The organism is Afipia sp. MLSD5-FHT05B12 (assembly GCF_058793355.1).
Genome location: NZ_JBXAFS010000003.1, coordinates 388,184 through 400,534, shown reverse-complemented (window position 1 = coordinate 400,534; position 12,351 = coordinate 388,184). Strand labels below are relative to the sequence as shown.

The following is a 12,351-nucleotide window of genomic DNA, read 5'->3' as shown; positions in this document are numbered from 1 at the left end:
GATGCGAAGCTCTTGCCTCACACGTGGGGTCACTTCCCCGGCGCGATGCCCTTGAACGACAGCCGCAGCGCTGCCGCGACGCGCGGATCGTTCTTCTTCCACATGCCGTCGCTGATGAGGGATGCGATGCCATGGGCGACGGCCCATGCCAGCGCCAGCGTGTCGGTATCGACGGGCTTGCCGGGGTCGGCTTGAACGCCGGCCACCGCGATCCGCAATTGCTCGAATGTATCGGGAATGCCGTCGGCTTCGGCGCGGCTGTCCGAGCCGAAGCGGCTGAACGCCAGGCGAAACAGCCGCGGCTCGGCGGAGGCAAAGTCGATATAGGCCATTGCCGCCTCGCGCAGCCGCTCCTTGCCCTTCAGTCCCGCTGTCGCCTTTTGCGTTCGCTTCGCCAGCAACGTCATCGCTTCCGCCGCCACGGCCGCCAGCAACTGATCCTTGTCGGCGAAGTGCTTGTAGGCGGCGCCCGACGTGACGCCGGCATCGCGCGCGGCTTCGCGCAGGCTGAAGCTCTCCGCGCCGTCGCGTCTGACATGATCCATGGCAAGGGCCACCAGCGCGCTGCGCAGGTCGCCGTGGTGATAGGCGTCTTTTTTTACGGGCTTCATGTAACTGGTGTTTACATTGGCTTGGCCGAGTCGTAAAGTATGCACTGTTTACTTAAGCCAAAAGGCATTCAGGGAGGACAAGCAATGAGCCAGGTGGAGACCACGACCGACACGCCGTTCTGGGAGCGGGGCAACCTCGCGCCAGTCCACGAAGAGGTGACCGCGTTCGATCTGCCGGTGGAGGGCGCGATCCCGCCCGAACTGAACGGGCTTTATGCGCGCAACGGCGCCAACCCGCGCGAGGGTCATTCCGGCCACTGGTTCATCGGCGACGGCATGCTGCACGGCGTCTCGCTGAAGGACGGCCGCGCCGAGTGGTACCGCAACCGCTGGGTCCGCACGCCGCGCTTCAACGGCGCGCCGCGGCGGCCGGGTGTCCCCGACATCCGCTCCTCCACGGCCAACACCAACGTCATCGCCCACGCCGGAAAAATCATGGCGCTGGTCGAGAACGCGCTGCCGATGATGATGACCCGCGATCTCGATACGGTCGGCTTCCATGATTACGGCGGCAAGCTCGACACGCCGTTCACCGCGCACCCGAAGATCTGCCCGACGACCGGCGAATTGCATTTCTTCGGTTATGGCTTCGTGCCGCCGTTCCTGACCTATCATGTCGCGGATGCGAGCGGCGCGCTGATCCGAAGCATTCCGGTCAACACGCGCGCGCCGACCATGGTGCATGATTTCGCGATGACCTCGGGTCACGTCATCTTCATGGACCTGCCGGTGGTGTTCGATATGCCGATGGCGCAGCGCGGCACCATGCCGTTCGCCTGGAGCGATAGCTATGGCGCGCGGCTTGGAATTCTCAAGCGCGGCGCCGGCGTCGAGTCATTGCGCTGGGTCGAGATCGAGCCGTGTTATGTCTTCCATGTCGCCAATGCCTTCGAGGAAGCCGACGGCAGCATCGTGATCGATGTCGCCTGGTACAGCGAACTCTGGCGAGGCGGGCCGTCGGCGACAAGCTTCGACAAGGCAATCCTGAAGCGCTGGCGGATTCCACCCGGCGCGACCAAGGCGCAGGAGCAGCAATTCGACGATCGGTCGATTGAATTCCCGCGCGTCAACGACGATCATGGGGGTCTGCACCACGACATTGTCTATGCGGTCGACACCGGCACGGAAGCGCTTATCAGCGAGGGGCGCAGCTCAATCCGCAAATACGATCTTAAGACCGGCAACAGCGCGGAACACGTTTTCAAGAACGGCGTGTCGAGTGAGTTCGTCCATATTCCGGGCAAGGGCGGCACGGGCGAGGATGACGGCTGGCTGATGGGGTTCGTCTATGACCGCGCGCGCAACGCCAGCGATCTGTTGATCCTCGACGCGCAGCGGATCGAGTCAAAGCCGGTGGCGCGGATCGGCCTGCCGGCGCGTGTGCCGCAGGGCTTCCACGGCAACTGGATGCCGGGGGTGTAGGTCTCACCGCGCCTTTTGGTGAAGTGAGGGACTTCAACACGCAAAGTCGTCATGGCCGGGCTTGCCCCGGCCATCCACGTTCTTTCTTAAGAGTGGAAGTAAAGGCGTGGATCACCGGGTCATAGGCGAGCAAAGCGACGCCGTCCTTCAGACGGCTATGCCCGGTGATGACGATGGAATGTGTTGAGCCGTTCACGGCCACACATTCAGAAAGCGTGGGTCCCGGCCTTCGCCGGGACGACCCTGTGTAATGTGGTGTGTGTACTTTTAAGCCCGCGTTCCCTTGAACGGGAATGAGCCCATCGGGCCGATGCTGACATCGCCGGAGATGGAATCGCCGTCGACCTTGCCGCTGAAGGCCAGCGTCAGCGGCATCGGACTGGTGATCGAGGCCTTCCAGGCCACGTCGTTGCCGTTGACTGTTCCGTCGACGATATCGGCTTCGTTGCCGTCCGCGGCCTGCTTGCCGGTTAGCGAGCCGCCGTCGGATTTCAGCGTCAGCGTCGCGTCACGATCGCCGAGCGGCGTGCTCAAGGTGATATTCCAGTTCCCGTCGACTGCCATGTGTTTCCCTCTCTCCGCGCACCGCAAGCCTGAATTGGTCTGAAGCGGGACGCACTGGCCGATATAGCGCATTTCCCCGCGGAGACGCGAATTTTATCAGCTGCAGTTTGTCACCTGGTTCGAACACAGCCGCCGCCACCAGCCGCGCACCTTGTCGTGGCTTTCCACCAGCGCCCAGAAGCCGCTGCAGGCGAGGACTTTCTTCGGGCCGCCATCGGCGCCGATTTCGCTGCCGCCTTCGTTTTTCGCGGGCATCCAGTTCGCATCGGTATGCGGCGCCTGATACAGGCCGCCCATCCGCGTATCGCCGTTGGCATATTGCGCGCCAACCTTGTTCGCAGCGACCCAGCCGCGCCCGGCATACGGCTTCGGAGCGTTGTGCGGATAAGCATCGCCCTCGTAGTCCTTGCCCGGCGGCTGCGCGCGCTCGATCAGAAACCAGCCGTCCCTGTAGCCGATGATGGAAAATTCCGTCAGCCAGCCGCCCTCCGGCGTGTTTTCGCTGCCATCTTTCGCCTTGAACTTGTAGGGCGGGGGCAAGGTCCCGAGCACTTTGGATTTGACATCGGGAGCTGCGCGCACATTCAAGCCTTTGGGATCCTTGTCCTCGGACCAGCCATGAATATCGCAGGGCATGGTGCCGGCAGGGAGGGTCTTCGCCTTCGCCAGAAGTTCGGCGTGGAGCGTGTCATATTCTGTCTCGTCGCGAGCGGCGCTGGTTACGCGCGCGACGTCGCCGGTCAGCACCTTGTCGCGCGGGCGCAGTTCGCCGGCGACGGCCTTGAGCTTGCCGCCGATGCGATTGAGCGTCACCACAAGCACATGCCCGGCGTCGAATGCGCTGGCAGGCGATTTCGGATCGCTCGCACCTCTGGGATACGCCGCGATGTAGGCGGTGAGTGGTTTGCTATCGGTGGGATCGGTGCTGTCTGCCCCAAAACCAAGGCCCGCCACATACCCTTCGGGCATGAACGTGACGGCGCTCGCAAACCATTCCGGCTGCGCAGGTGGAGGCGTGACCGGCTGGGCCGCCGCTTGCGTGATGATAAAGATACCGGTGAGGACAATGGCAAGGCGCGTCATGATGATGTCACGCGTCCGCTGACGGTTCAGTTCGCCGGCTGGGGCGCGGCGGCTGCCGCCGCCCGCAGCTTCCGCGTGATGGTGATCCGGAACACCACATACTGAATGGCGAACGCCAGCACCTTGGCGCCGATGGCGATCACTGTCACGTAAAACGCCCACAGCTTCACATCGCCAATCATGGCAAACACAATGACACCAATGCCGAGGACGAACATCAGGACGGCCCAAGCATAGCCCGCGATGGTGGCGAGGTGAGGGATGTTCTCCTGCACGATCGGCGGCAGGTAACGCAGCATCCAGTTCTTGCGCAGCATGATCGCGCCGATGGCGAAATGCGCGATGCTGGGTTTGATCAGGACGAAGCGGGGGTCTTTTGTGAGCAGGGTCGCGCTGCCGAGGACGATGACGAGCCCAAGGCTCGCCCACGTCATGATGTCGAGCTTCTGCTGTTTGATCCGCGCGCGGATGAATTGCCCGATCGCACCCGCGATGGCGACGCCGGTTGCGATCAGGATGTCTCCCGTCGCGGCGTAAACCACGAGGAAGACGATGGTGGAAAAGAAATCGACGAAGAGCTGACGAAAGACCGCGGCCATGCCGCAACTGTCACACGGGGCCGGGCGGCGGAGCAAGAGCTTTCGGGGTGCCCGGAGTCTGGCGGAACGGGACCGGCAGGCCCCGCACCTTGGTTGCGGGCTTGCAGGCGCAGTTTTCCACCGAGCCGGTGATGTCGGTCTGCGCGGCCGGCGGCGCTGTCGTATCGTCGCCGGCGAGAGAAACGCCTGTGAGGGTCAGGACAATCGCGAGACTGCCCCAGATCGCGACGCTTGGCTTGGCGCTGGTGGTTCGTCCGAACACGATCTGGGCGACGACCACGGCGATAGCGGCGATGGCCGCCAGCACGACATCGCCGACGAGAACGAAGGCCGCGAAAAAGACAGCGGTCGAGAGAAAGCCGAGGAGAACCTTGAGAGTGGTGCGGGCCATTGACGGCTCCTTTGAGTCTGTAACGGATTGCGCTGTGGCCCGGATCAGGCGGCAGCCGTATTGGCGCTGACCGTGATCCCGGCGTGAACGTGCTTCGGGTACCATTGCGTGAAATAGGTGGCGCTGTTGCGGGCGGCGAACGCGGTGGCGGCGTAGACCCACAGCGGCGTGCTGGGCAGATAGATCGCCACAATGTCGGCGACGAGCATCAGGACGAAAGCGGCGCTCCAGACCCAGGTCAGGATGTAGTTGGTGCGCAGGAAATGCGGCAGCCTGGCGGTTTCGGCATCGACCACTTCCCGCGAATGTTGCAACGTGAAGGGCAGACGGATTGCGATGGAAACGAGCGCAATGGCTAAAAGGCTACTATGGACAGCGAGGCGCGCCGAGGTCGGGCTGAGTTCGGCTACAGCGATAAAGTGATAGCCGGCCAGCGAACTGAAAATAACAAGGGCGCCAATGGTCAGCATCTTGATCGAACGGCCCTCGATCATATCTCGCAGGACCACGCCGAGCGCGACCAGAGCGCTGGCCGCAAGGCTGATCTTCACCGTCGTCAGCAATATGAGCGTGGCGAAGGTGGCGAACGGGGCGAGGATCAAAAAGAGAGCCATGGCGACCTGCCTGGGAAAATCTTGACGTTGTAAAGATGCATTTAGACCCTCGCCGGAGAGCCGTCAAGGAAAATCTTGACAGCGTCAAAATGCATACCTAGATTGCGGTCATGGGCACTCAAAACGCAGCAAGGCGGGAGAAACTCCCCAAGGCCGCAGCGGCTGGTAAAAAGCCGTTGTCCAGGCCCGTGTCTGTGAAAAAAAACTCTCCATCCCAGGCTAAATCCACGCACAAATCCGGGCGCGAGCAGCCCTATCATCACGGCGATTTGCATGAAGCCCTGCTGAAGGCGGCCAAGACGGTCGCGGAACGTGAGGGGATCAACGGGCTGACGCTGCGCGCGGTGGCGCGCGAGGCGGGCGTCTCCCATGCCGCGCCGGCGCATCATTTCGGCGACATCACCGGGCTTTTAAGCGAACTGGCGGCCATCGGCTTCGAGAAGTTCTCGGCTGCGCTCGGGTCTGCGATGTGCAGCGAAACCAATCCGGAGGCCATCGCCGCGCGCAAGGCCAGCGCTTATGTCTCCTTTGCGCGCGACAACCCCTGCATGTTCCAGTTGATGTTCCGCAGCGAACGGCTCGATCACGACAGGCCCGCGCTGCGTATAGCGTCCGAATCCGCGTTCCTCAATCTCGCCGGCATCGTCGCTGCCCGCCGTCACGAAGAGGTCGTGCCCGACCATCTGACGCTGGCGCAAGCCGCCGATATCGCGCGGATCTGGTCAATGGTGCATGGGTTTGCGATGCTCTATCTAGATGACCGGCTGAAAGCGATCATGGACGGCCTGCCGCCGGGCACCACCGAGGAATCGCTGCTGGCCGCGATGATGATGCCGGACCACCGGCCGGTTTAACTTCAAGCCAGCAACTGCCGATATTTTAAGCCGGTTGCCCCCGCTGCGGTGCTTGCGACCGCGCGCGGATAGAAGCGTCATCCTGAAAATGCTGCGGAATGTGGCCGGCGCGACCTGGAACCCGTTTTGCAAGCCCGTTTTGCAGGACTGTGGTGTCATACGCCTCGCCGTTGGCCGCGCCGGCGTGTGGATCGTTCGTGTGCGCCGCGCGAAAAACGTGTCATGTTGCGTGGAATCGCATTAGAACACCGCCAGCGCGTTTGTGTCCTCGTTCAGTCGTCCCTCGTTCGTTTTGCAGTGAGCCATGCCCGAAATATCCTCGAACAAGCCCTATCGCATCGGCCGCTCCAAGACCGGCCTCGGTCTCTTCGCCACCCAGAAGATCAAGAAGGGCACCAAGATCATCCGCTATTTCGGGCCGATGCTTGATTCGAAGAACAAGAAGCACGACGCGATCGACAACAAGTATCTGTTTGAAATCAACAATCGCTGGACCATCGATGGCTCGGTGCGCAAGAACACCGCCCGCTATATCAATCATGCGTGCCGGCCGAACGCCGAGTCCGACGTCAACTCGCGCAAGCGCAAGGTCGTGATCCGCGCCATCAAGACCATCCATCCGGGCGAGGAAATCAACTACGATTACGGCACCGACTATTTCAAGATTTTCCTCAAGCCCATCGGCTGCAAGTGCGACCACTGCGAGAAGAAGCGGGCGAAGAAGCGCGCCGAAGCCCGCGCGGAAAAACTGCGGCTGAAGCTGAAGGCGGAGAAGAAGGCCGTCAAAAAGGCGCTCAAGGACGGCAAGAAGGCGGACAAGTCCTTGAAGAAAGTGGTCAAGACAGCGAAGTCCAAGGCCACATCAAAGGCCGCGCCGAAGCGCAAGACCGTGTTCAGCGGCGCCAAGACGAATGTAAAGGCCAATCCGCATGCCCGGGGCACCGGCAAGCCGACCAAGACCAAGTCGGCGCGGACCAGGCCGCTCTCACGGCTCGTCCAGGCGCAAAGCGCGGGCCGTGCGAACCAGGCCTCGTCGACCTGATCGGCGGACCTGTCAGCGCCGATCTGTCACGATTACTCGGCGATAACGGCTTCCACGGCCTTGATGGTCTGCTGAATGGCCGCGATTTCCTGAATCAGGGCCTTCGAAAGGGCAGGCGCCCCGGAGCCCATCTGCATCACCAGTTCGCGGCGGCGTTCGCGCAGCAGAACGAGCGGCAAGCGGTGATCGAACGTGTCCTCACTGGTCATTCCAAATTCCGCTTCGATAACCGACATGTCCGGCTCCCATAAACGACAGAGAGCAAAGCTAGCCGACTTGAATTAAATGGCCGGAACGCGGATCTCTAAATTTTTATCGAATTGGAGAAGCCGGGCGCGGACGGGATGTCCGGCCCGGCTTTTCGCTTCGGATTGTTGAGGGTTAGCGGGCGGCAACGGTGCTTGCGCTCTTGCGCAGCCCGATGAACTCCAGTTCCGCGAACACGCCGACGGCGATCGCCTGCATCACGATGAAAGCCTGCCCGAGGAGATTGGGCGAGAGCCAGCTGCTGGCGAGCAGTGCGATGCTGTCGATGGTCCAGACCGCGTTGATGACGATCACGGCCCACACCGCGGTCTTCGACATCATGCCGCGCGAGGCGAGGTAGCCGACACCCAAGGTGAAGACCACCAGCACGAGGCCCGTGTTGCGCAGAAACGCCTCGGGCAGATTCAGCAGCGTGGCAAAGAAGCTGGCGCCGAACACCAGCATCAGTGCGGCGGCTCCGCTGAAGATCGTATCGATCTGAAGGGCGCGGCGAAGGAAGGCGGACGCATGGATCATGTCAATTCTCCTTGAGGGTTGGCGGGTGGCCGGTCAGGGATTGCGGCGGCGGGCGGGCTGAAACGACGTGGTCATCAGTCATCTCCCGTGACGTGGAAGATGATCCGCTGGCGGGACCAAATCGATTACCTTGCAGGTAATGGAACGCGTGAATTCATCATGGTAGGTTTTTGCCATGATGAACGCACAGTCCTCGGCGCGCCGCGCCGTTAAATCTTCAGCGAAGACCGGGCCCAACCACTTCGGCGATCATTTGCGCGAATGGCGGCAGCGCCGCCATCTCAGCCAGCTCGACCTCGCGGGCCATGCGGAGATTTCCGCGCGGCATTTGAGTTTCGTCGAGACCGGCCGCGCCGCGCCGTCGCGCGACATGGTGCTGCGTCTTGCCGAACGCCTCGACGTGCCGCTGCGCGAACGTAACGTGTTGTTGGTGGCGGCGGGTTTCGCGCCGGCGTTTCCGGCGCGCTCGCTCGACGATCCGGCGCTGGCGGCGGCGCGTCAGGCGATGGAGCTTGTACTCAAGGCGCACGAACCGTATCCGGCGCTGGCCGTCGACCGGCACTGGAATCTGGTGTCGGCCAACGCAATGATCACGCCGTTCCTCGCGGGTGTCGCGCCTTCATTGCTGGAGCCGCCGCTCAATGTCATGCGCCTCAGCTTCCATCCGCAAGGTCTCGCGCCGCTCACGGTCAATCTTGCTGAGTGGTGCGGGCACCTGCTGGAGCGATTGCATCGCCAATGCGAGGCCACCGCCGATCCTGTGCTGGTTGCACTCTATGAAGAACTGAAAACCTATCCGATCCCGGCACGGGGCGGGGCGCGCACCAACCTCGCCGATTCCGTGGCGATCCCTTTCCAGATGCGGTTCGGAAATGAAGTGCTGAGTTTCATCTCGACCACGATGATCTTCGGCACGCCCGTGGACGTCACGTTGTCGGAACTGGCGCTGGAGACCTTCTTTCCGGCGGATGAGAAGACCGCTGCGTTCATGAGGGCAATGCAGCCGCGGTGATTGCAGGTTCTCTCGTTCGTCGCCTAGTGTGGCGGTTCGCAAGTCCGCATCATTCTGCGGCGGGTTCTTTTTCGGACTTGCGAACCAAGGCCACACTAGAATCCTAGTTGCCGGTGTCCTTTTGAATCCGAAGTTCGCTCCGGCGGGTGCTGAAAAATGAAGCGAACTTCGGATTCAGGACACTAGAAGCGCAAAACACCGCCTGGATCGATGGACATGATGATGAACCCCGCCGACGCCGTTGAGACCTACATTCTCGCCAAGGACGGCAACCGGCCGTTCCTGATGCAGCGCGCGTTCGCCGCCAATGCCGAGCTTGAAATGGTGGTGAAGACCGACGCCATTTCCTTTCCAAGCACGGCGAAGGGCGTGAAGGCCATCGCGGACGTTCTGGTTCATCGTTTCGGCATTGATTACGAAAACGTCTACACGGTTTGCCTCTCGCGTCCATCGGACGCGGATCGCCGTCACTTTACGTGCCACTGGCTGGTCGGAATGTCCGCCAAGAGCGACGGCCAGGTCCGGGTCGGCTGCGGACGCTACGACTGGACGTTCGGTCTGGACGGTCTGGTGGAAAAGCTCGTGATCACCATCGATGTCATGAATCTGTTTCCTGCCGCCGAACTCTCGGCGACGATGGTCTGGCTGTCCCGCTTGCCGTATCCTTGGTGCGCGCCGCGCGATGTTCTCGAAGCCATGCCGAAGGCCGCCGGATTTGCGGCGATTGAAGCCTACGTGAAGCAGGTCCAGCCGATCCCGTAGCGCGATAACGCTTGCTGTTTACAGCGCGAAGTGCGGTTCGCATAATCGGGGCATGACAACGCGTACACTGACGGCTCCACATTCTCATCCAGTCGGCGAATTGCTGCGTGGCTGGCGCACCCGCCGCGCCATGAGCCAGGCCGATCTCGCGTTCGAGGCGGGAATCTCGATCCGTCATCTGAGCTACGTCGAAACCGGCAAGGCGGCTGCGAGCCGCGATGCCTTGATGCAATTGTCCGCGGCGCTCGGCCTGTCGCTGCGCGACCGCAACGCCCTGCTGGAGGCCGGCGGTTACGCACGCCAGTATGGCGAGCGCAACCTGTCGGCACCGGAAGTCGCCGATGCCAAGCGCGCCATCGACCTGCTGCTGCACCGTCATGAGCCGTTTCCGGCCATTGTCACCGACCGGCAATGGAATGTCGTTCAGGCCAATCGCGCCGCGCAGCGATTGATGGGGCTGCTGCTCGGGCCCGAGCGCATGAAGCGTCCGCTCAATCACATGCGGATGTTTCTTGCTCCCGATGAACTTCGCCCGTTCGTCGAGAACTGGCCGAATGTCGCCGCCGCATTGCTGGCGCGGGCGCGCCACGAGGCGATGGCGGCGCCGCTCGATCAGGCCTTGCAGGCGACATGGCGCGATCTGCTCAAGCTGCCCGACATCGCCGCGCCCAATCTCAACGAAGGCGAAACGCCGGGTCCCCTGTGCGAGGTGCGTCTGCGCTCAGGTGATATATGCATCGGCCTGATCGGGGCGGTGCTGACGCTCGGCACGCCGCAGGACGTGACGTTGCAGGAGCTGCGCGTCGAGATGTTCATGCCCGCGGATGCGGCCTCCGAAGCGGCGCTGATCGCATTCGCCGGTCAGGATGCCTGAGCCTTTTTGATTATCGCGTTTTCTTCACGCGAACCGGTGCCTACTTCGCCTGAAAACGCTTCCTGTTCACGCCTCTCGAACGTCATCGCCTGCATCACTTCGGCGAATGGTCCGTGCCGGTCACTGAGCGTCGCCATCGTCAACCCCGCGCCGTTGGCACCGACCCGCGTGCGCGAGCGGATCAGGATCCACTCGTCTTCCGGCGCACGGAAGAAATACAGGCTAATCTCCGGATTGACGAAGGTCCATTCGCGCATGTCCACGATCTGCGCGACTCCGCTGGAGAAGTCCGCGGCCTGCACGGCCTGCACCAGCGGTGTGTTGGCCTCGCCCTGAACCAGCGGCGCGTTGAGCCGCATCCAGGCCGCAGCGGGGCCGGGCTTTTCCAGCGCGCCTTCGATCAGCCGCACGGAGACGTTCTGGAAATAGCGGCTCCATTTTTGCGCGAAGGCCGGAGGCGGTGAGCCGGTTTCCGGCGCTGCGTCGACGGCTATCGGTTTTGAGAACGGATCGGTAGGCGACTCGCTTCCTTGTGCAGTCAGGAGCGCCGTGCAGCGGCCGATTTCGGTGTCCCCGTCCATCAGGCGCACCTGCATGGTCTTGGCCTTGCGGCCATCGCGGAGCAGCTCGGACACCACATTGAACGCGCGCAGCCCCGCTGGCCGCCACAGATCGAAGGTGAGGCGGCGCACCGCGAAATTCGACGCCGCCGCCAGCCGCTCGACCTCGCGCGTCATCAAGGCGGTGGTGGCACTGCCCTGAAGCATATCCGGCGACCATGGTCCTCCGGCCAGTTCGGTGGCGCGAAACGAATGGCCTTCCGGAATGAAGATGGCGGTCATGGCGGGCTCCTCGATCGATGTCCGGATCGTCCTAGGAGCCGGGGCGGCGATGCACAATAACCCCGGAGGTTATGTCGTGGCCCATAGGGAGCATTGCCGTGACGGACCTTGCCTCAAGGTTTCATCGGCTTATCTTCCGGGCACACAGTTGGCGAGGGAACAGCCTTGAGGATTTCATCATGAGCACTTTGAAGCCGTTGAAGATCGATATCGTGTCCGACGTGGTGTGCCCGTGGTGCTACATCGGCAAGAAGCGCATTGAAGATGCGCTGGCGCTGGTGCCGGATGTTCCGGTCGAGGTGAACTGGCGGCCGTTCTTCCTCAATCCGTGGGTGCCGCGTGAAGGCATCTCGCGCGATGAATACCTGACCGCGAAATTCGGCTCGCCCGAGGCCTACAAGGGCATCGCGGGCCGTGTCGTTGCGGCGGCCGCGGACGAGGGGCTCGAATACAATTCGGATCGCGTGAAGCGCCAGCCCAACACCATCGATTCCCATCGTCTGATCCACTGGGCCGCGGCTGAGGGCAAGGCGGCGCAAATGAAGCAGCGGCTGATGGAGCTTTATTTCCGCGACGGCGGCGATCTTACGGATACCGATGTGCTGGTGCAGGCGGCGGCGGACGTCGGTCTGGACGCGGACAGCGTGCGCAAGCGCCTTGCCACCGACGAGGATGTGGGCCGCATTTCAGGGCAGGCGCAGGAAGCTTCCGAGAAGGGCATCTCCGGCGTGCCGACCTTCGTGTTCGCGCAGAAGTATGCGGTCTCCGGCGCGCAGCCGGCCGATCAGCTCGCCCGCGCGATCCGGCAGATTTCTGCGGAAATCAATCAGGCGGCGTGAGTCTGCGCGAATATTTTGACTCGTCATTCCGGGATGCGCCTCTTGGCGCAGACCCGGAA

At 62.5% G+C, this 12,351-nt stretch carries 16 protein-coding genes; 7 read left to right on the top strand and 9 right to left on the bottom strand.

What is annotated here, in order from left to right; all coding sequences use genetic code 11:
* Window positions 1-29: 29 nt before the first annotated feature.
* A complete protein-coding gene (locus AC1Q6J_RS06730; protein ID WP_492278538.1) occupies window positions 30-611 on the bottom strand; it encodes a TetR/AcrR family transcriptional regulator in 582 nt (193 codons plus the stop codon).
* Between the two features lie 84 nt (window positions 612-695).
* On the opposite strand from AC1Q6J_RS06730, the gene AC1Q6J_RS06725 reads away from it, so the two are divergent.
* Complete coding sequence (locus tag AC1Q6J_RS06725; protein ID WP_492278537.1) at window positions 696-2,033, top strand: carotenoid oxygenase family protein; 1,338 nt, start codon at window positions 696-698, stop codon at window positions 2,031-2,033.
* 267 nt (window positions 2,034-2,300) lie between these two features.
* Here the strand turns inward: AC1Q6J_RS06725 and AC1Q6J_RS06720 are convergent, their stop codons facing one another.
* The 5 genes from AC1Q6J_RS06720 to AC1Q6J_RS06700 form a co-directional block, all read right to left on the bottom strand.
* Window positions 2,301-2,597 carry a hypothetical protein gene (locus tag AC1Q6J_RS06720; RefSeq protein WP_492278536.1) on the bottom strand — a complete coding sequence of 99 codons (297 nt, stop codon included), beginning with the start codon at window positions 2,595-2,597 and terminating at the stop codon, window positions 2,301-2,303.
* A gap of 96 nt (window positions 2,598-2,693) precedes the next feature.
* Complete coding sequence (locus AC1Q6J_RS06715; protein WP_492278535.1) at window positions 2,694-3,680, bottom strand: SH3 domain-containing protein; 987 nt, start codon at window positions 3,678-3,680, stop codon at window positions 2,694-2,696.
* A 26-nt stretch (window positions 3,681-3,706) separates the two neighbouring features.
* Window positions 3,707-4,279, bottom strand: a complete 573-nt coding sequence (locus tag AC1Q6J_RS06710; protein ID WP_492278534.1) for an inner membrane-spanning protein YciB — start codon at window positions 4,277-4,279, stop codon at window positions 3,707-3,709.
* 10 nt (window positions 4,280-4,289) lie between these two features.
* Window positions 4,290-4,670 carry a hypothetical protein gene (locus AC1Q6J_RS06705; protein ID WP_492278533.1) on the bottom strand — a complete coding sequence of 127 codons (381 nt, stop codon included), beginning with the start codon at window positions 4,668-4,670 and terminating at the stop codon, window positions 4,290-4,292.
* A gap of 44 nt (window positions 4,671-4,714) precedes the next feature.
* The gene (locus AC1Q6J_RS06700) at window positions 4,715-5,284 is read right to left on the bottom strand and encodes a hypothetical protein (RefSeq protein WP_492278532.1); all 570 of its coding nucleotides are present in this window, start codon (window positions 5,282-5,284) and stop codon (window positions 4,715-4,717) included.
* A gap of 110 nt (window positions 5,285-5,394) precedes the next feature.
* On the opposite strand from AC1Q6J_RS06700, the gene AC1Q6J_RS06695 reads away from it, so the two are divergent.
* Together AC1Q6J_RS06695 and AC1Q6J_RS06690 are read left to right on the top strand one after the other, a co-directional pair.
* Window positions 5,395-6,138 carry a TetR/AcrR family transcriptional regulator gene (locus AC1Q6J_RS06695; protein ID WP_492278531.1) on the top strand — a complete coding sequence of 248 codons (744 nt, stop codon included), beginning with the start codon at window positions 5,395-5,397 and terminating at the stop codon, window positions 6,136-6,138.
* A 304-nt stretch (window positions 6,139-6,442) separates the two neighbouring features.
* The gene (locus tag AC1Q6J_RS06690) at window positions 6,443-7,180 is read left to right on the top strand and encodes an SET domain-containing protein (protein ID WP_492278530.1); all 738 of its coding nucleotides are present in this window, start codon (window positions 6,443-6,445) and stop codon (window positions 7,178-7,180) included.
* Window positions 7,181-7,212: 32 nt separating this feature from the next.
* On the opposite strand, the gene AC1Q6J_RS06685 is transcribed toward AC1Q6J_RS06690, so the two are convergent.
* The gene (locus AC1Q6J_RS06685) at window positions 7,213-7,416 is read right to left on the bottom strand and encodes a hypothetical protein (RefSeq protein WP_492278529.1); all 204 of its coding nucleotides are present in this window, start codon (window positions 7,414-7,416) and stop codon (window positions 7,213-7,215) included.
* A gap of 145 nt (window positions 7,417-7,561) precedes the next feature.
* Entirely contained in the window at window positions 7,562-7,963 is a 402-nt protein-coding gene (locus AC1Q6J_RS06680; RefSeq protein ID WP_492278528.1) for a hypothetical protein, read from the bottom strand.
* A gap of 178 nt (window positions 7,964-8,141) precedes the next feature.
* Here AC1Q6J_RS06680 and AC1Q6J_RS06675 point away from each other — a divergent pair, with 178 nt between their 5' ends.
* The 3 genes from AC1Q6J_RS06675 (at window position 8,142) to AC1Q6J_RS06665 (ending at window position 10,611) form a co-directional block, all read left to right on the top strand.
* Window positions 8,142-8,975 carry a helix-turn-helix domain-containing protein gene (locus AC1Q6J_RS06675; protein WP_492278613.1) on the top strand — a complete coding sequence of 278 codons (834 nt, stop codon included), beginning with the start codon at window positions 8,142-8,144 and terminating at the stop codon, window positions 8,973-8,975.
* 216 nt (window positions 8,976-9,191) lie between these two features.
* Complete coding sequence (locus AC1Q6J_RS06670; protein WP_492278527.1) at window positions 9,192-9,737, top strand: hypothetical protein; 546 nt, start codon at window positions 9,192-9,194, stop codon at window positions 9,735-9,737.
* A 52-nt stretch (window positions 9,738-9,789) separates the two neighbouring features.
* Complete coding sequence (locus tag AC1Q6J_RS06665; protein WP_492278526.1) at window positions 9,790-10,611, top strand: helix-turn-helix domain-containing protein; 822 nt, start codon at window positions 9,790-9,792, stop codon at window positions 10,609-10,611.
* Here AC1Q6J_RS06665 and AC1Q6J_RS06660 read toward each other — a convergent pair.
* On the bottom strand, window positions 10,599-11,453 hold the full coding sequence (locus tag AC1Q6J_RS06660; protein ID WP_492278525.1) for a thioesterase family protein: 855 nt from the start codon (window positions 11,451-11,453) through the stop codon (window positions 10,599-10,601). The two genes, AC1Q6J_RS06665 and AC1Q6J_RS06660, sit on opposite strands and share 13 nt — an antisense overlap.
* A 179-nt stretch (window positions 11,454-11,632) precedes the next feature.
* Here AC1Q6J_RS06660 and AC1Q6J_RS06655 point away from each other — a divergent pair, with 179 nt between their 5' ends.
* Window positions 11,633-12,292 carry a DsbA family oxidoreductase gene (locus AC1Q6J_RS06655; RefSeq protein ID WP_492278524.1) on the top strand — a complete coding sequence of 220 codons (660 nt, stop codon included), beginning with the start codon at window positions 11,633-11,635 and terminating at the stop codon, window positions 12,290-12,292.
* Window positions 12,293-12,351: the final 59 nt, after the last annotated feature.